Source organism: Ferdinandcohnia sp. SAFN-114 (assembly GCF_059415045.1).
This window is the reverse complement of record NZ_JBPFDQ010000019.1, coordinates 12,132-36,204: the sequence shown is the minus strand read 5'-3', so window position 1 is coordinate 36,204 and position 24,073 is coordinate 12,132. Positions and strand designations below refer to the sequence as shown.

Sequence of the window (24,073 nt, the reverse complement as noted above, 5' to 3'; positions counted from 1 at the left end):
CGATACCTCCTTCTTACAAGCAGAAAAGATTTATTTTAATTTCTTACTTAACCCATTCCATACGTACACCACTTCATCTGACATCTTTACAGCATCCTGCGCGATCCATCCCATCACATCTCGTAGCATTCTATCATTTTTTTGAATGGGTACTATGCCACTGCCAACCTCTAGCATGACAAGCACGATCGGCATATTACGCTTTTTCTCCTCCACATCAAATGCATGAAAAAGTTGTGAATAATCACTTCGAATCTCGTTCATGCTTTTTCCATGGGCAAGTTCAGTTTCAATCCATTTTTCCCAACCTTCAACGACTAATGGTGTATCATTCTCCCATTTGATACTCCAATCCGATAATGAATCACCCATATAAGCAGATGTCCAACTACAACTTTCATATTTCTCTCTCACGATTTTCCTTTTTCCTGCGAAGGCACCGCCGATAACGAGCTGCATGTCCATCCCCCCTCGTTCTTCTTAAAAGTTAAACGTATACAATGTCCATTCGGGATCGTGACTTCCCAGAACGAAAGAGATGATACATATTTTGAAACAACATACCGAATCACGCCTCCATGAGTCATGATAAGAATGGTTTCATTGTGACGCGTTTGTTGAAATCGTTCATTAAAGAAGGCATCAATTCGACCACTAAATGTGTCAGTTGACTCCCCATTCGGAATTATGCCTTTCTCCCAATTGTTAAGCCAGTTCTGATACGCTTTCTGGTCTTTCAATTCGTCATATGTTTTTCCTTCCCAATCCCCAAAATCCAATTCTCTTAATCTATCATCTTCCGTTTCCGGTGCTGGAATATTTAATAATTTCAAAGACTCCTGACAACGTCGTAAATCACTTGTAAAAATATGGTCAAAATGTATGTGTGTCAATTCTTTTTTAAGCTTAATTAGGCCTGATTGTTCACCTCTTATAATTTCTATATCCGTATGACCTAAATACCGTTTCTCCTTATTCCAAGCTGTTATCCCATGACGAACGAGATATACAACCATGTAATCGCAAGTCCCCATAATTCGCCTCCCTCTATGGCTGTACCTAATAAATCTCCATTTGTTCCTTTAAATGTATGCTTGATCCAAGCACCAAACAAGACCATAAACACAATATATGCAGGAACTAAAAAGAAACATTCAGGAAAGATGTATAAGAGTATCCCTACAGGAATCATCGCATATAAAAAGTCAAACTGATTTACGTTTTTCTTCCACTCCCATGCTAAGCCATGTTGTTTTGCTGTAGGTAAAGAAATCATTAATATAACGGCTCCTAAACGTGAAAACGCCATGATAAAAAGAAACGAAGACAAGAGAATATCCGCTTCAATCAATGAATAAATAAAAAACGTTTTCCATGCGAGTAAAAAAAGGAGTGAAATCAGTCCAAAACTTCCTACATGTGGGTCTTTCATGATCTCCCATTTTTTCTCAATGGGGGCGTTTGACCCCACTGCATCAGCTACATCCATCCACCCATCTAAGTGTAATCCACCAGTTATATAGACCCATAATGAAAGGATAAGCAATGTCAAAAACAGGATTGGGACGTAAGGCTGCAATACCGACAACACACTTATAATAATCGCACCTAATCCTACACCAACAAGCGGGTAACTCCTGATTGCCCATCTACTTGTCTGTTTTGTCCACGGACATTCGATAGTAAGTGGAATTCGTGTAAGGAATTGTACAGCAAGTATAAATCCAAACATCATTTGCTTCATCAGCCTTCACCCTTCCAATACAACGGAATCCCTGCTTGAACCTGGACGGCAATGTCTGATTGCTGCACAATATTGTAATGAAGACGTTGTAAGGTATACATATAGCTTTGAACAACATCATCACTGTGTGGGATTCCCTCATTCACATCATTTGAAACAATTAGAAGGTGAAGTTGCTTTTCGCGTGCAATTGATAACCAGCGGTTCACCCTTTCTTCCATCTCTTCCAACCTAAGTCCACGTTCGAACATGACATTACTTACCCATATCGTTAAACAATCTAGTAAAATCACATCACCTTTTTTAAAGTTTGACAGAATCGGTTCAAGATGAAAGGACTCTTCAATTGTATGCCACCTCTCCCCGCGATCATGTTGATGAATTCGAATCCTTTCTACCATTTCATCATCACTTTTTTTAGCGGTAGCAATGTATCGAAGAGAAATGCTATGATTTTCTTGCTTCATTTGATCAAAATACGACAGAGCTGTTTGTTCTGCAAAAAGACTTTTCCCTGATCTAGCGCCACCTGAAATAAAAATGACCATTACTCTTTTCTCCACTTTTGAAGTGCAGTAAGTAAATGTTGATTTTCTGTGTATGACCTGATGGCGATTCGAATAAATTTTCCATTAAGTCCTTTAAAGTTGTGAGTATGTCGCGTCAGGATTCCATTCTCCAATAAAAAGTAATAAAGTTCATCTGTTCGATTTGGAGATTTTTTATCCTGCAATAGATAAAAGTTTACTAGTGATGGTGAAACGTAGTAGTCTAATTCTTTTAAGCAACTAAATACATACCGAGATTCCCCATGTAACCAAACTTTTGTTTTGTCAACAAAAGTTCGGTCTTCAAGTAATCTCGGAACGACTGCATCAACTAAGGAGTTAATGCTCCAAGGAATTTGTTCGTTTTTCAACGCATGTATGACAGTTGGGTGAGCCATTATATATCCGATTCGAAGCCCTGGAATTGTATACATTTTAGTTAAAGAACGTAAAATGATTAGATTGGGGTATGCCGATAACCAAGACGTAAGGGATGCAATGGTAGTTGGTAAAAAATCGACAAAAGCTTCATCCACTACTACATATGTATCCTTTTTCTTCCCAATTTCTAATAAAAGCTGCAAATCTTCTTCTGGTATAACCGTTCCAGTTGGATTATTTGGACGACAAAGAAACAGAACATCTTTTTCAGCAAACCTATCTTGAATCAATTGGACTGGTAGTGTAAAACCACTTTCATCATCAACTATCAGATCCTCCACATCAATATGGTAATGTGTACAGGCACGCTCATATTCCAAAAAGGTAGGATGGGCTATGAGCGCCTTTCCTTTTTCGAAATACTTTGCCACTAAAAAAATGGCCTCTGCTCCCCCATTTGTTACTAGGACCACGTCTTGGTCTATTCCTTCATGCTCCGCGATTGCAGCGCTCGCTTTCGAATACGTTGGATCTGGATAACGGGTTATGGTCTCATACTCTTGTTGTAAAACATCTGATAACCAAATAGGCGGCCCCATAGGATTTAGGTTTGCGCTAAAATCGATTAATGATTTTTCTTCCTTCATATGTAACAGTTTTTTGATTGTTTCAGGTTGTCCCCCATGATTTGGCCATTTCATCATTTCACCTCATTTACACTATTTAACTAGCTGGAGTATGCACAAACCAAATAGAAAGAATACGATCCACCCTCCATGCATATATTGAATTGTTTTTTCGATATCAGAGCTCACCAAATTTCTAGAAGGGTCTCCCATTTGTGCACGTACTGATTTTCTACCTTGATAATAATTGATCCCGCCTAACTGAATTCCGAGTAATCCTGCCACCATTGCCTCTGACCACCCGCTATTTGGACTCGGGTGTTTTCTTGCATCTCTCCAAGTTGTTTTCCATCCATTTCTATAATTAGACCCTTTAATAAAATAAGCGGCTAGCCACATTGAGAGGGCTGTTAGTCTCGCAGGAATCCAATTGACTAGATCATCAAGTCTAGCTGAAGCCCACCCAAATTGATTAAATCGTTCATTTTTATGTCCAACCATCGAATCTAACGTGTTAATCGCACGGTACACCATCACAAGTGGTGCCCCTCCTATGAATGCCCAAAATAAGGGTGCTGTTATCCCATCAACGGTATTCTCCGCAACCGTTTCAACCGTTCCTCTGACAATTTCATTCTCTGGTAAATGTTCCGTATCTCGTCCGACAATCATACTTAGCTTGTCTCTCGCTTCCGTAATATTCCCATTCTCTATAGGAACGAGGACTTCTTTAGCAGCAGCCGAAAGACCTTTGATCGCAATCGTGGTTGAAATCAAATAAATTTGTATGAATATTCCAGCGAATGGATGCAATTGATAAGCGAGATAAACAAGGGATAAGGTAAGGAAAAAAACGAGTAGAATAACAGTTCCGCACAAGCAAATACCTTTCCAAACTCTCCCTTTTCCTCTATTCCAGCTCTTTTCTAGGTATGTGATCAATTTTCCCATTAACACAACAGGATGGGGAAACCACCTGGGGTCACCAATTAACAAATCTAATACAATTGCAGCGAATAAAATCGTGCAGAACATAATTGTGGGTTCCTGTACCATTCCCATCATTTCAATTCCTTTTGATAGTCTGTTATCAATTTATTTATTTGATCTAACTGGATATTTTCTCTCACAACATTGGCTAATACATCAAACCCTTCTTCTCTTTTTTTGGAGAAAGAGGCTCGATTCTTAATTGGCTCTAATCCTTTCTTCACTCTGATTTCATTTAGAAAGACCTCACGAAATAAATCATTATGGAAAATACCATGAAAGTACGTCCCGATTATTTGTTTGTCCTTCGTTATCGTTCCTTCCCATCTGTCAGCTAATTGAACAAAATGATCACATTCATTTTCAAAAGATGATTGTCCCATATGAATTTCATAACCTGAAACTGGAATGCGTTCCTCACCAAACTGCGCAATTCCTTCTGAATGAACGGTTGTCTTCTGTGTGGTCATCGAGGTTTTCATTGGAATCAGACCGAGTCCTTCAACACAACTATGCGTTGATTCAACTTCATGTTCATCTACAATAAGCGTTCCTAGCATTTGGTACCCACCGCAAATGCCGACAACTGTAGTTCTTTTTTGTACTAAATCCAATATCCGATTAGCTAGACCTGTACTGTGTAAGCTCATCAAATCCTCAATTGTATTTTTACTTCCTGGTAAAATCAGTACATCTGGATTTCGAACGTCTTCAATCGTTTTAACAAAGCGAACATGACAATCCTTTTCCTCAAAAAAAGGATCGATATCCGTAAAATTCGATATCATCGGATGACATATGACCGCAATATCAATTTCTTTTGACTCATCCGGTTTCGAAGTATACGTATTTAACACGAGTGAATCCTCTGCTTCAATTAAGAGGTTATCGATATATGGAACAACCCCTAGAATAGGCACACCCGTATATTCCTCAAACCACGTTAACCCAGGCTGTAATAGCGAAACATCCCCTCTAAATTTATTAATAATGACACCGATAACCCTTTTTCGATCCTGAGGCTCAAGAAGCTGTAATGTTCCTACTAAACTAGCAAAGACTCCACCCTTGTCAATATCCCCAACGAGTATTACAGGTGCATTCGCTATCCGTGCAACTCGCATATTCACAAGCTCCCGGTCATTTAAATTAATCTCTGCAGGGCTACCCGCTCCTTCTATCACAATCCGCTCATAGCTTTTGGACAATGTATCATACACTTCTCGAATCACTTGTAAACCTTGTTGAAAAAATTCCTCGCGATATTCTCCAGCTTTCATATTCTTAAATGGCTTACCGTGAACAACAATTTGTGATTCATAGTTTCCATTTGGCTTAATTAATATCGGATTCATATCTGTTGTTGCTACGATTCGTGCAGCTTCAGCTTGAACACCTTGTGCACGCCCGATTTCTTTTCCATCGACCGTAATATACGAATTCAATGCCATATTTTGCGATTTAAAAGGGGCTGTTTTATAACCATCCTGAACAAATATCCGGCAAAGAGCGGTAACAATTGCACTCTTTCCAGCATCTGAATGAGTACCTTGAATCATTAACGGTACAGCTCTATTCATATGTGTGAACTCCTTTTCTTTTGGGGTTCTTGACATTATCAAATGCGCCTTGGCGTATTTGCGCCCGATTTTTAGGCCCACACGATGTGGGTCATAAAGACGTTGCCACAGGATGTGGCGCTCTTAGTCTTTAATCTTACCGCTCGAAAAGCCACCTCTGAAAAATCGTGGCATCCGCCGGAGTCTTTAGGCCAATACGATGTTGGTCACTCAGACGTTGCCACAGGACGTGGCATTCTTAGTCTGAGTTCCTTAATTTCAGCCGGGGTTTGAACCCCCACTGAATTTGATATTTTTTTGCATGCATCCCCACGGGACTTCTGCTGAATAAAGTTAAAATTCAATACCTTTTACGGCTGGTATGCCTTCATCATAATAATGCTTTTCCACTTCAACAACTGAAACAAGATCGGCGATTTCACGTATTTCCCGTTTGGCATCTCTTCCAGTAATAACGAGATGAACATGTGGCGGTTTATTTTTTAATACATCTACCACTTCGTTTAGTGGTAACACATCATCAATTGGAAAGGTATCAATTGCTAATGCATTGTTTAATTCATCTAGTATGATCAAATCAGATTCACCGCTCATGACAGCTTCCTTAGCCTTTAACCATCCGGTCCTTAATGCTTCGCGATGTTCTTCTGGGGTCTTTGTCCAAGTAAATCCAATACCAAGTTGCTCCATCTCAACTCCAAGCTTACTTAAGGCAATTTGTTCACCATATGAACGTTCAGGTGATTTAATAAATTGATAGATTTTTACACTTAACCCTCTGCCAACCGCTCGAACTGTTAGACCTAGAGCTGCTGTTGTCTTCCCTTTACCGTGACCCGTATATACAAGTGTTAATCCCTTTTTCTTATCGTTAGCTTGTTTCATATAAACCTCCTAGTTTTATAAAGTTTGAATTACTATTTCTTAGAAATTCCTGCTGAGTCAAAGGTTGCCATTTCTTTTACCATGAGTGTAGCCGATTGGATAATAGGAAATGAAATGGCTGCTCCTGTTCCTTCTCCAAGTCTAAGTCCTAAATCAATAATGGGTTTCTTCCCTACTAGTGAAAGTGCAATATTGTGACCTGGTTCAACGGATTGATGTGTGACCATGATATAGTCGTTAACACTAGGGGAGATTAAGTTTGCAACTAACGCTGCGATGGTACAGATAAAACCATCTACAAGAATCGGTACCCTCTTGCTTGCAGCACCTAGCATTGCACCTGTCATTGCGGCAATCTCTAGTCCGCCCACTTTCGCTAGAATATCAATTGGATCATTTGGATTCGGATTCCTACGTATTAGCGCCTGTTTAATAATTTCAGTTTTATGTAAAAATGTAGCATCAGAAATCCCAGTTCCTCTTCCTACTAATTGGGATATATCTTTACCACTTAAAACGGCTAGGATTGCACTACTTGATGTTGTATTTCCGATCCCCATCTCCCCGAGTATGAGACATTGTGCCCCTTCTTCGATGATTTGTAAGGCTTGATTATATCCAGCATCCATTGCTTGTTCAGCTTCTTGTCGACTCATTGCATCTTCAAGATAAAAATTGCCTGTACCATAACGAACTTTTTGATTGATTAAACTCTTGTGTTCAATATCGGTAGCTACTCCTATATCGATTACCTTAAGAATGGCGCCTATTTGTCTACTAAATACATTTATTGCTGCACCACCATTTAAAAAGTTTCGAACCATCTGTTCTGTTACTGCTTGCGGATAGGCAGATACACCTTCTGAAGTGATCCCATGATCGGCCGCAAAAACTAGCACACCTGGTGGCGTAACACTAGGGAATGGTTCATTCTTCATTTCTGCTAGGTTAATAGCCATTTCCTCTAGTCGCCCAAGGCTTCCTATTGGCTTTGTTAACGTATTAATATACTCACCAACCTGTCTCCCCATCTCCTTGTTTACCTTTGGGGTGGATTCGTATATTTGTTTCATCCTTATCTCTCCTTACTCGCTTTATACTCTAGACATTTCCTAATCCAGTTCTCAGCAATTTTTGGGTTTGAGCCAAAATGAAGATGGGTGTAGCCAGCTACTAAATTGTATTTTAGACACCCTTCCTGCTTAACACCCCGCAGTCCTTTTGTTTTAAAAGCATGGGAGAATTCATTCTCATTTGCCATAAAAGAAGAATAATGAAATTCATGCCCTCTACCCATTTGATTGGAAAGAATGAAATTGTTATTGAGACCACTAACTTCTCTATATCCCAATGCTTGTAAATAGGAATGCATTTGGACTTTACCAGGAATGATCCCGATCATTTGATACGTCTTCTGTTCTGTCGTTTCAATGGACTCGGTCAAATACATGAACCCGCCACATTCACCAAGAGTTGGCAGCCCTTCTTTAATTGCTTTCTGAATCGATTCCTTGGTCTTTACATTAGATTCCAAGGTTAAAGCGAATTCCTCTGGGAAGCCTCCTCCTATATATAGACCATCTACATTCATTGGTAACTCTTCATTAGCCAATGGAGAAAAATAGACTAATTCTGCGCCATTAACTTCTAATAATTCTAGATTCTCAGGATAATAGAAGTTAAAGGCTGCATCCTTTGCAACCGCTATTCTCGTCATAGTATCTTGCTTCTTTTCAAACATTGAGGATTTATTTTTTTCATTTAGCGGTTCCGCTACAGCTAATTCAAGCAATTTATCAAGATCAATCGTCTCTAAAACCAAGTCACCAACTTTATCAAATAACGGAGTAAGTTCACCGCGTTCAATTGAAGGAATAAGTCCAAGATGTCTTTCTGGAATTTCAATCTCGACATCTCGTTTCAAATATCCAATAACCGGAATATGACATTCTTGTTCAATTGCTTTTTTGACAAGTTGGAAATGTCCCTCGCTCCCCACTCTGTTTGCAATAACTCCAACTATATTTGGACCTTCTGCAAACATTTGAAAACCCTTCACAATTGCTGCAGCACTACGAGCCATACTTTCACAATTGACTACAAGCAATACAGGACTTTTCGTTATGATACTAATCTCTGCAGTACTACCTTCATTCGTTTCCGGACTTTTTCCATCAAAGAATCCCATAACTCCTTCTATAATTGAAATATCTGCATCACGATTTCCATGTGTGAAAATATCCAAAACTCTTTCATGAGTGAGCATCCAACTATCTAAATTGCGTGAAACTCGTTTTGTTACAGCTGTATGATAGGATGGGTCTATATAGTCAGGACCACATTTAAAGCCTTGTACGCTTAGCCCTCGTTTCATGAATGCTGACATAATACCAATTGTTAATGTTGTTTTTCCAACGCCACTTCCAGTACCTGCAATTACAATTCGTCGTTCGGTCATTTACTTCCCCACCTTATTTCGTTTGGACTACTTTGTAAATACTTTTGGATAGCTTCTTTTGTTGCTTCATACACGATTTGACCTATAGCTTTTCCAACAGTGGTTCCTGAACCTGCATATGGTGTTTTCTCCCCTTGTTGAGTAAGACCTAGAAGTAGTGAATCCGTTGATGTACCAGTTGCAATCGTGTTGGAGTGTGGATCTTTAATATTCATGTCTAGTAATGCTTTTGTTTTTGCTTCTGTAGCTGACATAAAGCCATTTACAAGTGCACCATCTGTAAAATGTGAATCAATGAACAGCATGGTGTTGATTGTACCTACTGATTGACTCACCTTAGAATGGGTACGACTTGAAATATCGACAGCATTCCCGGTACCTGCAGTTACAACAGCTAGAATTTGAATACCTTCAAATTCTTCATGACGTATAACCACATCCTTTAATTGAACAGCTGTCATCATTCCAACCGCTTGCTCATAAGGAATAGCGTACTTTGTCATCCAATTTCGCAAATCACGGTCAGGTGCTGAGCAATTATAATTCTTATCAACATAAAAATTACAAAAATGCCTTAACCATTGAATACCATCACCGATGACCCCATTCGAAATTGTTCGTAAAGGGTGATCGAACTGAATGTGAATATACTCTTTCGTTTGATGAATCTGATAAGAATTTTCAAAACGTGTACAAGGTTCTGCTTGATGATAGCCTGGTGTCATAAGGAGTTGCGGTTTTGAAATTGTCGGATGAGACCCAAGCTTAATATCCACTTCATATACCTTCTTTAGTAGGTCGGTCTTTCTGAAATTGTCAACATCTCCAACTTCTAAGAAACAGCCCTTATGAAGCATGGCGATTCGATCTGCATATTGAGAAGCAACATTTAAATCATGCAGAATGGAGAAAATGGTTAACCCCATACTTTGCTGCCGTTCTTTTAATAAATCCAACATTTGGAATGTGTGTTTCACATCTAAATGATTCGTTGGCTCATCTAAAAGTAAAATCTCAGGTTCTTGCGCCAATGCCTTAGCTAATAACACCCTTTGCTTCTCGCCACCACTGATCATTCGGAATGGAATTTTTCGAAATTGACTTATATTCGTTATTTCCATCACCTCTTCAATGACGTTCCAATCTACTCGGGATAGCTGTTTAAATAAACCTTTTTGATGTGGATACCGCCCTAGACTCACAATTTCTTCCACTGTAAAATCAAATGAAACCTGCGCCTCCTGAGTAAGAACAGCCACTTTCTTCGCCTTCTCAAGCTTTGAAAGAGTGGAAATTTCTTTACCAGAAAGGAATATATCACCTTTTATGATCGGCAATTGCCCAGTTATCAATTTAAACAAGGTTGTTTTTCCACTTCCATTTGGTCCAAGAAGTGCAAAAAATTCTCCCTGATGAATCTCAAGATTTATTCCATTAATAATAGGAGAATTCGAATAACCACCAACTAAATTGTTAACAGTAATCATCTTCGTTCCCCTCCAACTCTCTCTCTGATTAATAATAGGGCAAAAACAGGTGCACCTATTAAAGCTGTAATAACACCAATTGGCAGTTCTTCTGGAGCAATAATACTTCTTGATACTAAATCAGCTACTATAAGAAATGCTCCACCTACCATTAGGGAAAGTGGTAGTACATGGCGATGATTTGGCCCTGTAACAATACGCACTAAATGTGGGATGACAAGTCCTACAAAACCAATCGATCCAGACACTGCAACGGCGGCTCCCGTTAATAATGAGGCTCCGATTAGGATATACAACTTTCCTTTCTTCACATCAACCCCAATATGATCTGCCGCCTCCTCCCCAAGAGCTAACGCATTCAACTCCCGGTAATGGTAGAACAAAATAAAGGAACCACACAACATAAATGGAAGAATCAACTGAACATGACTCCAGCCTCTTAGTCCTACACTGCCATATAACCAATAGATAATTTGAGTCATTGAATCTTGGTCGCTTAGTGAAATAATGAGGGAAACAACTGCTCCAATAAAAGAACTTACAATTATCCCCGCCAAGATAATGGTTTCAATCGCTAAGCTTCGACTACTCAATCGAACAAGTCCGAATACAATAAGGAGTGAAATAAAACCACCTACGATTGCAACAATAGGAAGAGTAAAGTTTCCTAACCCCAAAATCGTAAACTGAAAAAATAAAACAATTACTGCACCAAGAGATGCACCAGATGAAACCCCGATTGTATATGGATCCGCTAATGGGTTACGTAATAATCCTTGGAATGCTGCACCCGCTAATCCAAGAGACGCACCAACAAAAAATGCCAGCAATACCCTAGGTAATCGGATATTCCAAATGATCATTTCTTCATTTCTAGCAACCTCATTAAGCCAGCCCCAACCAAATGTGTTGTCTAGCACAATATGTAAAATGGTTGGAACAGGCACGTGGACACTACTAATGAATACGCCTAGGAGGGCTGTACTAAGTACAAACCCTCCACTTAGAATATATAACCAAGTAATTTTATTTATTAAAAACTTCTGGATAAATAAGCTTCGCAAGAGTCTCGACTCCTTCAATTAACCGAGGACCTGGTCTCGTAACCGTATCATTATCAACATCAAAGACCTGTTTATTTTTAACTGCAGGAACTTCAGACCAGCCTTCACGCCCATATACTTCTTCAGTGGGATTATCTATGTAGTAGCCATACGTTGTAATGATGACATCAGGATTTAATTGGACAATTTCCTCCTCTGTTAACTGTACCCACCCTTCATGCTCCTCTGCTGCATTAATAGCTTGAATTGCCTCAAGCATTTCATGCATAAACGTATTGGTTCCTGTTGTAAAAATATCTGGTGCTGGCGAAACCTCAACCCAGACTTTCTTTTTATCTGTAATAGCTGAAGCTTTTTCCTTGATTTCATCAAAGCGTTGCTTCATATTTGTCACAATTTCGTTTGCCTCAGTCGCAGTTCCTGTAGCTTTCCCAATCATTTCTATATGTTCATACGCATCTTCAAATGAAGAAGCACTTCCAACGACAATCACATCAATTCCTGCATCTTCAAACTGCTTTAATATTTCAGGATGTGTATTGTAATGATAATCAGTAACAAGAGCTAGGTCTGGAAGAAGTGAAAGAACCAATTCTGCATTGATATCCTGTGCACCTACTTTTTGTATTTCAAGTGCTTCTGATGGATAATTATCGTAATCCGAAACTCCAATGATTTTTTCTCCTAGGCCAAGTGCAAATGCAATTTCTGTATTACTTGCCTGTATGGAGACAATTGATTCAGGTTCTTCATCAATCGTAACTTCTCGATCAGCACTGTCTATAATCGTGATAGGGAACTCTTGATTAGCGTTCTCCCCTTCAACATTTTCAACGGTTTTTTGAGCCTTTTCATCTTGAGCCGTTTTTTCTTGTGTACCACAACCTGCAACAATACCCATGGTAAAAAGAAAAATAAGACTAAACAGACCCCATTTTTTCAACATTTCCTTCATTTTTTTATCCCCCTTCAAATTTTGAACACAAAAAAACGCCATTCCACAGGAAGAGCGTTTCGTAAAGGCATAATAAAGGTTATTTGCTTAGAACTCCAATAAAGCAATCCTAATATAACAAATATAGTAACATATGATCATTTATTTGCACTTTAAACGTTCCTTTCCTCGAGGAAGCTTAAAAAACAAAATAGGCAGGTCTCCTGACTTGCGAATCAACGGTCGGTTACTCCTTCCCATGTTACATACACAGTGGATATTTATAACCTTCCTCCTCGCTTACAGTGGCGGGACCGTGTTGGACTTACACCAACTTCCCTCTTAGTCTCACATTCTCTCATAGAAGAATGGTAAGAAACCTATTTGCGAAATATTCATTTTTTTGTATTCTGAGAAATTATAATACAACCCTATTGTTTTGTAAATAGGAGTTAAGGTCATTTCAGTTCCTTTTATGAAGTATAATAGAATTAACCAATACAGTTGAAGAAAACCTTTGAGAATCAATCATTTAATAGGAAATAGACGTGTCGATAAACACGTCTATTTTATTTTATGGGAAGCAAAGTATAAAAAAGTTTATGTACTTAACTGTGTTAACGGTATCGCTCTTCTTTAAATGGATTGGCCGTCATCGAATAGCCACGCTCTTCCCAATAACCAGCCTCGTCTTCCTTCATAAACTCTATCCCTGAAACCCACTTTGTGCCTTTCCATAGATAAAATTCTTCTGGTGGAATAAACCGTAGTGGATAACCATGTTTTAGATCAATATCTTGCCATTCATGATTTTTATCCTTCCATCGGAATACAAATAAAGAATCGTCCCCTAATAAAGGTTCTAGCGGTAAGTTTGCAGAATAACCAAATCTCTCCCTATTGGAGTAACCGTAAATTTTGATGTATTTTACGCCTTCATTCATTTCAACTAATTTCAATAACTCTCTAAGCGCAATGCCTTCAAAAGTTGTATCAAATTTAGACCATGTGGTAACACAATGCATGTTTACGGTTGATATGGTTTTTGGAAGCTCCATGAATTCCTTATAGGATAAGGACTTTTCTTGCTTCACTTCTCCAAAAAGTCTGAAATTCCATGTGATTTCATTAAACTCGGGAACATCCCCTGTGTGCAGAATTGGCCATTTTTCTGTTTCAAATTGCCCAGGTGGAAGCTGCCTTTTCATCTTACACCACCCCTTTTTCATTTTTAACGCTACTTAAATCACTGTGCTTTGTATAGTATGCTCCAAGCCTTTTCCTTTATAAACATGATATGAAAGCAGTATTGATTACACCTCCTCTACCCCATACACTTTCTTAGCCAGAGCTGTATTAATTTTTAATGGCTTCCTCGTAATGACTTGTTCCCTTTCTAATTCTCCTAATAATAAACTAACGGTTTCTCTTGATGACCCGATCATACTTGCGATGTCATGCTGAGTAATCTTGACCTCAACTGTTTGCCATTCCCCACTTCTTACACCAAATCGGTTACTTAACTGCATAAAAAGTAAAAGAATTCGATATTTGACATCTTTATAAGCAATGCTTTCTGTTATTTCGTACACTTCTTTTAACTTTGAGGTCAGTATAGTTATAAGTTTTAACGAAATATCGGGATGTTGACGTAGTAACTGTTCAAAACGCTCCTTTTCTAGCGAGCAAACAAAGGAATCAACCATCGCTTCTGCATAAATGTTAGATTCTGTTAAGGAAAAACTAGAAGTTTCTCCAAAGATATTACCTTCACTTAAAAGATCAATTGTGAATTCCTTTCCTGTTGAGGATATCTTATATAAACGAACCTGTCCTTTTTTCAAGAAAAACAACGACCTCATTTGTTGAGTCGGACTTAAGATAATTGTACCTTTTTTAATAGGGACGGTTACCGTTACTTCGTCTAACTTCTTTAATTCCTCTTCTGGTAGCTCATCTAGTAAATTAATTTGTGAAAGCAACATGAGTTTATCCATGTCTTCACTCCCCGTTATACCGTTTTATAATCATTTCATAATCAAAAACCAGTAAATAGATCGATTTCTTCTTTGCATTTACAATCACCTGATAATATATGTAAAACCATATCCATTGTAGCATTGATGCTTTAAATATAAAAAAACGTCCTAGAGAAGTCTCCAGGAACGTTTTCTAAATTATTTAAATAACCGAAGGTATTCCCCATAGCCTTCTTCATTTAGCTTTTCAGTTGGGATAAATTTAAGTGCTGCAGAGTTAATGCAATATCGAAGCCCGCCTTTATCTCGTGGTCCATCATCAAATACGTGTCCTAAATGGGAGTCTGCTGATGAGCTTCTGACTTCAATGCGTCTCATCCCATGGGACGTATCTAGTTTTTCAAGGACTTCTTGATGCTTAATAGGCTTTGTGAAGCTAGGCCATCCACACCCGGAGTCAAATTTGTCCAATGAACTAAATAATGGTTTTCCAGAAACGATATCAACATAAATTCCTTCTTCCTTGTTATCCCAAAATTCATTTTGGAAGGGTGGTTCCGTACCATTCTCTTGAGTCACATGGTGCTGTATAGGAGTAAGATTCTTTATGTTTTCTGCATGGTGTTTCTTCCAATTTTCCCGAATAAATCCCGCTCGTCCAGATCCTTCCTTGTACATATTATAATGAAAGGAATTCTTTTTATAATAGCCTTGATGATATTCTTCTGCTGGATAAAACACAGATGCCTCTTTGATTTCTGTCACGATTGGCTTTGAAAACTTTTTGCTTTTCTCTAATGCCTGTTTGGACTCTTCGGCTAGTCTCTTTTGTTCCTCAGTATGATAAAATATCGCCGTTTTATAGGACTCACCGCGATCACCAAACTGACCATGTGCATCGGTTGGATCTATTTGTTGCCAGAATAGTTCTAAGAGCTTTGTATACGGGAACACATTAGGATCATACGTAATTTGAACTGCCTCATAATGACCCGTTGTGTTTGAGCATACTTCTTCGTAGGTTGGGTTCTCTTTATGCCCACCTGTATAGCCTGAAACTACATCAATAATGCCTGGTAACTCATCAAATGGCTGAACCATACACCAAAAACATCCACCAGCAAATGTAGCTAATTCATAATTTGTTGACATAATCATGCCTCCTACTAGTACTTAGTTTTACCTAAACCCTATCTTTTCCTTCAATTTTGAAAGAATCCCTCAGAACATTAGGGGCACTCTTAAATCTTTTCTCAAGGTATCGAATCTATATATTAATTTCTTCTTTTATGGTATTACATTACATACACTACTTGGATCTCTTGCAAGCTGTCAAAACTACATTGCCAATAATACCACTTCAGTTACTACCTTATGAGAGGTAGATTCTATATTACAATATACAAATACCATGATTAGTTCCTCCTCCAAAGTGTTTCTAATAACTTACACTTACGATTATACTTGGAATCCCTTTTAAAAAATGTAAGCTGCCTTACATTTTTAATGAATAATAAAGTAAGTAATATTTGAACCTCTGCAATTAGTGAATAGTCTGTTTGACGGGATGGATAAGCTGCCTTTAGTTTAAGATAAATAATTTCACAATCTATTACATTTAAATAAAAAAGGCTGCCTTAGCAACCATAGCGGAGACTTACGCTTTGTCCTTTTGATACTATGAAGGTCTGCACTAAAATTATCTTTAAAAGAAATTCTTAATTAAATAACTACGAATAATAGACACTCCAGAGAATTGCTTCTAATTTATACGTTTTCTTCATTGTATAAACCTTTAGTATTCATTTATATATTGCTTATCTTTAAACTTATCTATTATTTTTATCAGACCAACCAAACCTCTAATAATAAACAAAGTAAAATTAACACTTGCAAATGTATGGAAGGCAGACCATTTTTTCCATTTGAATAATCCCGTGTTCTTTTCCATAAACCATTGCCCAATACTCATTGGAACACTAAAAATTAAACTTTTTAATAATATTTTGCCAAAATGATCATTATACGAGATTTTGACCCATATCACACTTAAAAGCGGGAAAAATAACATGTCGTAAATAATATTCGTTTTGAAAATTTTAGGAAAAGGACGAATTGGATATTCAAGTTTTTGTTTTCCAACAACGTAAGCATCAATTAGAGTAGCAATAACACCCTTTGCGAAGAAAATCAAAAGATTTTCTCTCATTTTTGGTCCCTTAAATAAAAATGGGATAGAACCAGTACATAACGCCACTAGTAATTTTAACAACTTTTTTTCCACTTATTAACATCCTCTCATTTGCATTAATCGTGCCATTCTTAAATTACCCAAAACTAAACATTCCTACCGGTCGTTTTTAGAATTTTTTTATTACAAAACGAACAAAACGGTCCTATGAATGAAAGCTTTCTCTTATTCAACTATCTATTTGTGTTAGCTTAAAAGCTACAATAAAAAGGTGCGTAATCCTTATGGATCAACGCACCTTTCGTTAAGTAGAATCTTTTACAATCTCTTGTGTATGAAGATGATTGCGATCAATTTATACTAGAAAATTTATTTTGTCGTAAAGTAGAAATTTAAAAGCATACAGACTGGTTCTTTTGGATTCCATTTGTCAAATGGATTGTTCAGATTAATTACATCTCTGTTGCTGTATTCCCCATTGCAATAGAAATTCTATTCCAATTGTTGATTTGATTAATTATTAGAATAAGGTCAACATATTGTTTTTCATCAAAATGTTCACGAACTCGCTGATAAAGCTCATCTGGCACACGTTTTGTTGGGATTAATGTCACGTATTCTGTCAACTCAAGTGCTACTTTTTCCGCGTCTGAATAAAATGTACACTCTCTCCAGGCACTAATACAATATATTCGTTGTTCTGTTTCTCCCATTTTTCTAGCATCTACCGTGTGCATGTTAATACAGTATGCACAACCATTTATTTGAGAAGCCCGAATTTTTATAAGTTCACGAAGTTTACGGTCTATACCTGTAGTTTTTGTATACTTCTCCATTTCCATCATGATTTTAAGGGCTTCTGGTGCTACATTGTAATATTCGATTCGTTGTTCCATTATTAATTTCCTCCTTAAATAGCTTAGTTTAATCTACACTTTTTACCTTTCCCTTTAATTCAAAAAGTCACGGGTTTTTCAAGTTTAGAATGATTGTGAATTAATATATCCTACTACTTCTTTTTCAGCTGATTTCATTATTTCTTCTCTGTCATTAGTAGACATGTCTAAGCCTTGAGCACGTATTAATTTCATTTGGTTAATTCCCATCATGTGCAATACTCCGCGAATATATTGTGGCGCTATATCTAAATTTACATATCGGTAATTCGTATCATATTCACTTCCACTCGTTAGAATAAATGTGACTTTGGTAGTTTCGTCTGACATTAATCCAACAGAACCAGTTTTAGTATATTTGAATGTTTCTCCTGCTGTTAGAATATTATCCAGATAGTCTTTAAACTTTGCAGGCACATTCCAATTATGCAACGGCATGTAAATATAAATATAATCAGCTGACTTCCATTGTTTAATTAATTTATGTTGTGCTTCATATTTTTCTAATCGTTCAGCTGACATTTCTTTAGGATCAGTAAAATTTAAAGTATCCGCAGTAATTTGCGGGATAAAAGTATTTGGATCGTAAACATTTACTACTTCGATTGTTCCTTGACCCTTTAATTTTTCTTGTAATGTTTGTAAACCAACATCTGCTAGACGGTTTGCAGCTCTTTCTTGATTATTGTAATCAGGATGAGCCATTAATTGTAAAATTCTCATCGTTTCACCTCCATGAATTTGATTCTTGTTGTCCTCTTAAATTGGTTATAATTAAAGACTAAGTTAATCGCCGATTAACACTATCCATAATATACGCTATCTGTATTTTTGTCAATTGAACAAACTTACCCAATCAATAGGTTCCATTTATTTGACTAGTACTCTAAATCCTCATAAGATACAATTAATATTCCTTTATTAGAAGTAGGTGAATTTTTATGCAATATGGTGTAGGTGTAGAATATGCTTTACATTGTCTCGTTTATTTAATTGATATTCCTTCCAAAGAAAGTGTTGGGATAAAGGATCTGGCAGAATTCCAAGGACTTTCTGAGACATTTCTATCAAAGGTTTTTGGTAAATTATCTAAGGCTGGAATTGTAAGTTCTGTCCCTGGTGTAAAGGGAGGATATAAGTTATCTAAGTCCCCAGAAGAAATTTCTTTTTGGGATGTTGTTGAAGCAATTGAAGGTCCTAAGCCCATTTTTCAATGTAAAAATATTAAAGACAATGGTTATGTGTATAGAGAAGGCTGCTGTTCAGCTCCCTCATTCTGTACCATCAATTTAGTTATGCTCGCTGCGGAAGAAAAAATGCGTGATGATCTACGTAGTAAAACTCTTTCATGGTTACATGAAGAGCTTAATCGTGTCTTGCCCAAACAAATCCGTGAAGAAACCCGTAACTTTTTTTCGAAAAGTAGCAAATAAAAAACTCTCTACATTCCTTAAATGAGGAATGTAGAGAGTTATTAAATTAACCGTATTCATTTATGCTACTCGCACACTCGTATTCAACTACAACGTTTGATTTAACTTGTAAATTAGAGTATTGGAACATGAAAATAAATAACAAAAAATAAGATAATGGGAATAGAGGTAAGTAACGCATTTATTGGTTTTTTGTAATGCAGCCATAGCATAGGAAAAAGAATTAAATTAAATAACACCGACCACCCAATTGTCCAACCATTATGGTGAAAAACTAAATTTAAATAGTGTAAATTAATATATTCTATTAGGGAATATAAACTTACCCAAAATAAAATCCAAATTATACGTTTATAAATCCCCTTTGGAAACTTACTTAGGTATATCAAAACTGTTGAAGGATAGGCAACAAACATGATTAATAAAGAAATAATCGTATGGTTTGAAAGGAGATTTTCAGCAAATATACTCTCTTTATATTCCCACATCATATAGTCGTGGCAAAGTATATTGTAAAGTAAGTCCCCAAACCAGAAGAACAAGATTGTAGAATGGTACTCCTTCCAATTTCTCCAATCACCCCATATTAATGTCGCGCCAAGAAATATTCCGTTCAAAATTAAATGCATGTAATCAGCTCCATCGTTTCTGATTACTATTTTATCCATATATTGTAAAATGCATTTATCTTTTTTATTTCATAATTATAATCCTAATCAGTAAGGCTTATTTGTCTGCGGTTCTATTGTTTAACATGCAACTAAAATAGGCAAAATCATGACTATTCATTGGCTTTACTCCTTATTTTTTTCATATACATCATGATTCCAAATACAAAAAGTACCCCTATGAGACATCCAATAATTAAACCAATCAAAAGCTTCCAATCTACTTCTTCATTTCTCCATACACTCATTATGACTACTGATAGAACTACACCAATAATCCACGTTAGACAAAATTTCAATGTATTTTTCACTTTTGCCCCCTCCAATACTGGATGCCTGTTACGTTACAATATTCAATCTATATTCTTACTTCGCTAAGTTGTTTCGTTCGTACAATAAATTCAATAAAAAAAGCGATAATCCGTCTCTGGATCATCGCACCTGTTAGATTAAAACTAAATATATTGTCAGAATGATACAAGTTACTAAGAGATCATCATTTTTTTGTATTCGCTAGCTTGCTTCTGTCTTCCGCCATTGGTGGTTCTTCCAGCCAGCCGTTCTTTATCATGATGTTAATCCAATCATTACCAATTTTTAAATCTTCCGCCATTGCCGTCATATATTTTGCTGTTAAGTCTCTTCTAATCGAAGATGCCCATCCCGTTCCATAATAGACCATGGCCGTTGAGAACAAAAATCCAACTTGGAACATCATTAGTTTATCTGAAAATGGTGATACGGTAGAATCCGTAATTTCAGCATCAAAAATAGGTGGACTTGGAAGATTTTCAGAAAGTAAAACCTCAAAAAACAGTTTAATATGGTCTTCTTTCTTACTAACTGCTTTCTTTAAGAAATTTTTTATTTTATTGGACTTTGTAACTTGATAGGCTGAAATGATAAAGGCTTTAGCAAATATACTCTTTTTTAGATTAAAATAAATATCTGTAATTTCTATACAGCTTAATGGTCTCTTTTCTCCTAACCAACCTGTTAGAAAGCTTTTATCATCTATGTAACTTGCACTATTTGGAGGGTTGACCACAGGCGGCCGATAATATAACCCTTTTTCTAATAACAAATTCTTTGTCCGATTACACAATTCAGCAGCGCTAGTGAGGCATTCAGTAAAATAATTACGTATATCCAATCGTGTACTAGTTGTGATAGCGCCACTATATCCATGACACCCATGAAGGGACATGATATTCAAATAGTTCAAACAAAATACATCAGAGTAAAGTCTAGGAACATTCCGTATATAATCCTCCTCCGTAAATCCAATTGGAATCGGGAAACCCTCACTCTTTAAGAACTCTTTTATACGTTCAATATGATTGGTGCTGAGAGACATTGCATATTCAAATGCATCCTTTATATCATTGTCCTCTAGATGTTCCATCATATGTTTATGAATACATATGCTTGCTGTTTCATTTGAATATTGAATCCAAAGTGCAGCAATCTCAGCAGAAGTTAATTTAGCGTTCGATATGTTGTCCAATTTTAAACACCTCACAGTTTTATTCATAAGGTGTCCTATTTATTACTTGAAAATTCCAATTTCTATAATCTTTCTAAGATCAACGAACCGTTTAGTAAGTAAAATTTTATCATTTTCACCATAACAAAATCTAATCCCTGTGTAGGGACATATCAAAAAGGCGCTTACCTACTAAAGGAAAGCGCCTGATTGTTTAACACTATTACTTACTTTCATTCATATTGGAGATGTTATTAGAAAACTCCTCAAAACTCAATTGTCCTAATGCAAACTTCGTACTTTGAACAAATATACGTTCATTTTTCGTTAGTTCACTTTTTGCTATCTTTTCAATCCATTCATTTTCTATGTCTAAAATATCTAATACATGCTTTTGTTTTGAAAAAGCCTCAAAGTATCTTAATCCAAATTTTCTTTGGGACAAAGCATTAATATGTATGCCATCTGGATTGGCAGTTAAGCCTTTTGACGTTACAAAATAACAATTTTTTTCGGAATGAGCAACTTGAGATAATATCTCGTTTATTTGTTTATATTCTACAGCACTTTTTCCAAATCCTACCTCTCCAAGATAATGTCCCAACTCACCAATCAAGATTGGGATATCCGGTGCATTCAATTCTTCTCTCAAGTGTTTAAATAATGAAAGTAATTTATCTTCATATGTCTTATAACGTTCTCCGTAACTGTCGCTTTCTCCTTGGTGCCAAAGAATTCCCACTAATTCACTTGTTTCCATTGCGAATTTTGCTTCAGAAATTGCATGTCTTGTTAAGATTCCATCAATAGCCCACTCATCTATCGAACTTCCTCCCTCAGCACATGGTATGAGCCCAATAAATTCGCCGGGATGCGCTTCTGTCCAAGCATGAGCAAAAGAGGCTGCTGGGCCAACACCAGAAACGTGACGATCAAAATTAAGCGGTTCTGCCATCATTTGCCATCTGCCGTTTCGCAACATTTTTATGTGCTCATTATAAATCGGACTTACGTCTTCAATAAATCCTCTGCCTGCCATATTTGATTGACCGATTAATAGTACTGATTTCATAGTAAAACCTTACCTTTCAGTTTAAGTATCTAAAGAAATTTTTAATAGCATCCATTCGTATCTTATGACTACAATCTTCACAACAAAAATACTTAGTCTTATTTTTCTTAATTAGTTTAAAGTGTAGCGAACCTTTGTATACCCTAAATACTTTTCTGCAACTAGTACAGAGTACCTCATAGAAAAACATTTTATTATCTTCATTGTGAAACATATCGTCCTCCAAAGTGAAACACTCTTTATTTGGATACTTTTATTAAACGTAGGGAATCTCTTTCCCCTCGACAAGGCTTTTAAGTTTGCTAAAGACTGATAAAAGCCCACCGAATTAACAGTAACTCTTATTCCGGAATTTTCTTCATTTCTGATAATGGATTATTTTTTCAATCGTTAAAGTCATCGGATATTCCTCTTTCAGATTATTATGAGCATTGGGCATTAACGTAGAGATTACTTTCTCCCCAGCACTTAGGTTCGGTATATTCCACGGTGATCCTGGTGCGTACCGTTGTATGAGCATGTCTTCATTTGTCATAGCATTTCCAAACTTTTTCTTTATCTCCATTTTAAAAAACAGAACTTTATATCTGGTGAATTATCCATAAATGATTCCCCCTGAAACATTTATATTTAATAAACAGGATTTACAAATCATTATTCCCTTTTAAAAATTTCCACAAAAAATGGGATTTTCCTTCTTGGATCATCCGTTTGGTTACTATCATTCTATAACTTTAAAATAGATCATTTAAACAATCCACATGCTGCCCGCTTACGGAATTTTTAATTAATCATTTGCCTTGATCTGTCTGAAGATACCTCAACTTCGGACACACCCTTGTGGAAATTGCCTAGCGTTGTCCGAAGATACCTTAACTTCGGACACGCTCTTGTGGAAATTGCCTTGTGCTGTCCGAAGATGGCTAAACTTCAGACACGCTCTTGTGGAAATTGCCTTGTGCTGTCCAAAGTTGCCTAAACTTCAGACACACACCAGCAGATAGTGCTTAGCGTTGTCCGATGATACCTTAACTTCAGACACGCTCTTGTGGAAATTGCCTAGCGTTGTCCGAAGTTGCTTAAACTTCAGACACAACCCAGCAGTAATTACCTTGTGCTGTCCGAAGATACCTAAACTTCAGACACGCTCTTGTGGAAATTGCCTTGTGCTGTCTGAAGATGGCTAAACTTCAGACATGCTCTCGTGGAAATTGCCTTGTGCTGTCCGAAGATGCCTAAGCTTCGGACACGCTCTTGTGGAAATTGCCTGGCGTTGTCCGAAGATACCTAAACTTCAGACACACCCCTGCAGTAATTGCCTTGTGCTGTCCGAAGATGGCTAAACTTCAGACACGCTCTCGTGGAAATTTCCTTGTGCTGTCCGAAGATGCCTATGCTTCAGACACGCTCTTGTGGAAATTGCCTGGCCTTGTCCGAAGATACCTAAACTTCAGACACTACCCAGCAGTAATTGCATTGTGCTGTCCGAAGATGCCTAAACTTCGGACAGCACAATGCAGAAATTTCCTTGCGTTGTCCGAAGATACCTAAACTTCAGACACTACCCAGCAGTAATTGCCTTGTGCTGTACGAAGATGGCTAAACTTCGGACACGCTCTTGTGGAAATTGCCTGGCGTTGTCCGAAGATAC

25 protein-coding genes and 1 riboswitch are annotated in these 24,073 nt (G+C 37.1%); of the genes, 1 reads left to right on the top strand and 24 read right to left on the bottom strand.

The window, feature by feature from the left end:
• Positions 1–30: 30 nt before the first annotated feature.
• The 19 genes from ACR65M_RS08255 to ACR65M_RS08165 form a co-directional block, all read right to left on the bottom strand.
• Positions 31–459, bottom strand: a complete 429-nt coding sequence (locus tag ACR65M_RS08255; protein WP_440273084.1) for a bifunctional adenosylcobinamide kinase/adenosylcobinamide-phosphate guanylyltransferase — start codon at positions 457–459, stop codon at positions 31–33.
• Entirely contained in the window at positions 411–1,016 is a 606-nt protein-coding gene (locus ACR65M_RS08250) for a histidine phosphatase family protein (protein WP_440273083.1), read from the bottom strand. The genes ACR65M_RS08255 and ACR65M_RS08250 overlap by 49 nt, the downstream gene beginning before the upstream one ends.
• Positions 986–1,744 (bottom strand): adenosylcobinamide-GDP ribazoletransferase, encoded by a 759-nt coding sequence (cobS, locus tag ACR65M_RS08245; protein ID WP_440273082.1) that lies wholly within the window; start codon positions 1,742–1,744, stop codon positions 986–988. Before cobS ends, ACR65M_RS08250 begins: the two co-directional genes overlap by 31 nt.
• A complete protein-coding gene (locus ACR65M_RS08240) occupies positions 1,744–2,292 on the bottom strand; it encodes a bifunctional adenosylcobinamide kinase/adenosylcobinamide-phosphate guanylyltransferase (RefSeq protein ID WP_121445913.1) in 549 nt (182 codons plus the stop codon). Before ACR65M_RS08240 ends, cobS begins: the two co-directional genes overlap by 1 nt.
• On the bottom strand, positions 2,292–3,374 hold the full coding sequence (gene cobD, locus ACR65M_RS08235; RefSeq protein ID WP_440273081.1) for a threonine-phosphate decarboxylase CobD: 1,083 nt from the start codon (positions 3,372–3,374) through the stop codon (positions 2,292–2,294). Before cobD ends, ACR65M_RS08240 begins: the two co-directional genes overlap by 1 nt.
• Positions 3,375–3,392: 18 nt before the next feature.
• Complete coding sequence (gene cbiB, locus ACR65M_RS08230) at positions 3,393–4,361, bottom strand: adenosylcobinamide-phosphate synthase CbiB (protein WP_246006366.1); 969 nt, start codon at positions 4,359–4,361, stop codon at positions 3,393–3,395.
• Positions 4,361–5,869, bottom strand: coding sequence for a cobyric acid synthase (locus ACR65M_RS08225; protein WP_121445910.1), 1,509 nt, complete (start codon positions 5,867–5,869; stop codon positions 4,361–4,363). The genes cbiB and ACR65M_RS08225 overlap by 1 nt, the downstream gene beginning before the upstream one ends.
• A gap of 333 nt (positions 5,870–6,202) precedes the next feature.
• Entirely contained in the window at positions 6,203–6,754 is a 552-nt protein-coding gene (locus tag ACR65M_RS08220; protein WP_121445909.1) for a cob(I)yrinic acid a,c-diamide adenosyltransferase, read from the bottom strand.
• A 32-nt stretch (positions 6,755–6,786) separates the two neighbouring features.
• Positions 6,787–7,827 (bottom strand): nicotinate-nucleotide--dimethylbenzimidazole phosphoribosyltransferase, encoded by a 1,041-nt coding sequence (gene cobT, locus ACR65M_RS08215; protein ID WP_440273080.1) that lies wholly within the window; start codon positions 7,825–7,827, stop codon positions 6,787–6,789.
• A 2-nt stretch (positions 7,828–7,829) separates the two neighbouring features.
• On the bottom strand, positions 7,830–9,212 hold the full coding sequence (locus tag ACR65M_RS08210) for a cobyrinic acid a,c-diamide synthase CobB (protein WP_121445908.1): 1,383 nt from the start codon (positions 9,210–9,212) through the stop codon (positions 7,830–7,832).
• Entirely contained in the window at positions 9,209–10,699 is a 1,491-nt protein-coding gene (locus tag ACR65M_RS08205) for an adenosylcobinamide amidohydrolase (protein ID WP_121445907.1), read from the bottom strand. Before ACR65M_RS08205 ends, ACR65M_RS08210 begins: the two co-directional genes overlap by 4 nt.
• Positions 10,696–11,763: a FecCD family ABC transporter permease gene (locus ACR65M_RS08200; protein WP_121445906.1), complete on the bottom strand. Its 1,068-nt coding sequence runs from the start codon at positions 11,761–11,763 to the stop codon at positions 10,696–10,698. The genes ACR65M_RS08205 and ACR65M_RS08200 overlap by 4 nt, the downstream gene beginning before the upstream one ends.
• Complete coding sequence (locus ACR65M_RS08195; protein ID WP_246006365.1) at positions 11,726–12,718, bottom strand: ABC transporter substrate-binding protein; 993 nt, start codon at positions 12,716–12,718, stop codon at positions 11,726–11,728. Before ACR65M_RS08195 ends, ACR65M_RS08200 begins: the two co-directional genes overlap by 38 nt.
• 176 nt (positions 12,719–12,894) lie before the next feature.
• Positions 12,895–13,096, bottom strand: a riboswitch (cobalamin riboswitch).
• Between the two features lie 218 nt (positions 13,097–13,314).
• The gene (locus ACR65M_RS08190; protein ID WP_440273079.1) at positions 13,315–13,905 is read right to left on the bottom strand and encodes a molybdopterin-dependent oxidoreductase; all 591 of its coding nucleotides are present in this window, start codon (positions 13,903–13,905) and stop codon (positions 13,315–13,317) included.
• Between the two features lie 105 nt (positions 13,906–14,010).
• Positions 14,011–14,694 carry a Crp/Fnr family transcriptional regulator gene (locus ACR65M_RS08185; RefSeq protein ID WP_440273078.1) on the bottom strand — a complete coding sequence of 228 codons (684 nt, stop codon included), beginning with the start codon at positions 14,692–14,694 and terminating at the stop codon, positions 14,011–14,013.
• Between the two features lie 180 nt (positions 14,695–14,874).
• On the bottom strand, positions 14,875–15,828 hold the full coding sequence (gene msrA / locus ACR65M_RS08180) for a peptide-methionine (S)-S-oxide reductase MsrA (protein WP_440273077.1): 954 nt from the start codon (positions 15,826–15,828) through the stop codon (positions 14,875–14,877).
• Between the two features lie 643 nt (positions 15,829–16,471).
• Positions 16,472–16,960, bottom strand: coding sequence for a CBO0543 family protein (locus ACR65M_RS08175; protein WP_341331346.1), 489 nt, complete (start codon positions 16,958–16,960; stop codon positions 16,472–16,474).
• A gap of 359 nt (positions 16,961–17,319) precedes the next feature.
• The gene (locus tag ACR65M_RS08170; RefSeq protein WP_440273076.1) at positions 17,320–17,763 is read right to left on the bottom strand and encodes a carboxymuconolactone decarboxylase family protein; all 444 of its coding nucleotides are present in this window, start codon (positions 17,761–17,763) and stop codon (positions 17,320–17,322) included.
• Between the two features lie 84 nt (positions 17,764–17,847).
• A complete protein-coding gene (locus tag ACR65M_RS08165; protein WP_440273075.1) occupies positions 17,848–18,486 on the bottom strand; it encodes an FMN-dependent NADH-azoreductase in 639 nt (212 codons plus the stop codon).
• 218 nt (positions 18,487–18,704) lie between these two features.
• Here ACR65M_RS08165 and ACR65M_RS08160 point away from each other — a divergent pair, with 218 nt between their 5' ends.
• On the top strand, positions 18,705–19,196 hold the full coding sequence (locus ACR65M_RS08160) for an RrF2 family transcriptional regulator (protein ID WP_440273074.1): 492 nt from the start codon (positions 18,705–18,707) through the stop codon (positions 19,194–19,196).
• Between the two features lie 113 nt (positions 19,197–19,309).
• Here the strand turns inward: ACR65M_RS08160 and ACR65M_RS08155 are convergent, their stop codons facing one another.
• From ACR65M_RS08155 to ACR65M_RS08135, 5 genes are all read right to left on the bottom strand, one after another.
• Entirely contained in the window at positions 19,310–19,825 is a 516-nt protein-coding gene (locus tag ACR65M_RS08155) for a CBO0543 family protein (protein WP_440273104.1), read from the bottom strand.
• A 152-nt stretch (positions 19,826–19,977) separates the two neighbouring features.
• A complete protein-coding gene (locus ACR65M_RS08150) occupies positions 19,978–20,175 on the bottom strand; it encodes a hypothetical protein (RefSeq protein WP_440273073.1) in 198 nt (65 codons plus the stop codon).
• A gap of 185 nt (positions 20,176–20,360) precedes the next feature.
• On the bottom strand, positions 20,361–21,371 hold the full coding sequence (locus ACR65M_RS08145) for a DUF3231 family protein (RefSeq protein WP_341331340.1): 1,011 nt from the start codon (positions 21,369–21,371) through the stop codon (positions 20,361–20,363).
• Positions 21,372–21,573: 202 nt separating this feature from the next.
• On the bottom strand, positions 21,574–22,422 hold the full coding sequence (locus ACR65M_RS08140; RefSeq protein ID WP_341331339.1) for a sialate O-acetylesterase: 849 nt from the start codon (positions 22,420–22,422) through the stop codon (positions 21,574–21,576).
• A gap of 358 nt (positions 22,423–22,780) precedes the next feature.
• On the bottom strand, positions 22,781–22,957 hold the full coding sequence (locus ACR65M_RS08135) for a hypothetical protein (RefSeq protein WP_440273072.1): 177 nt from the start codon (positions 22,955–22,957) through the stop codon (positions 22,781–22,783).
• Positions 22,958–24,073 lie beyond the last annotated feature (1,116 nt).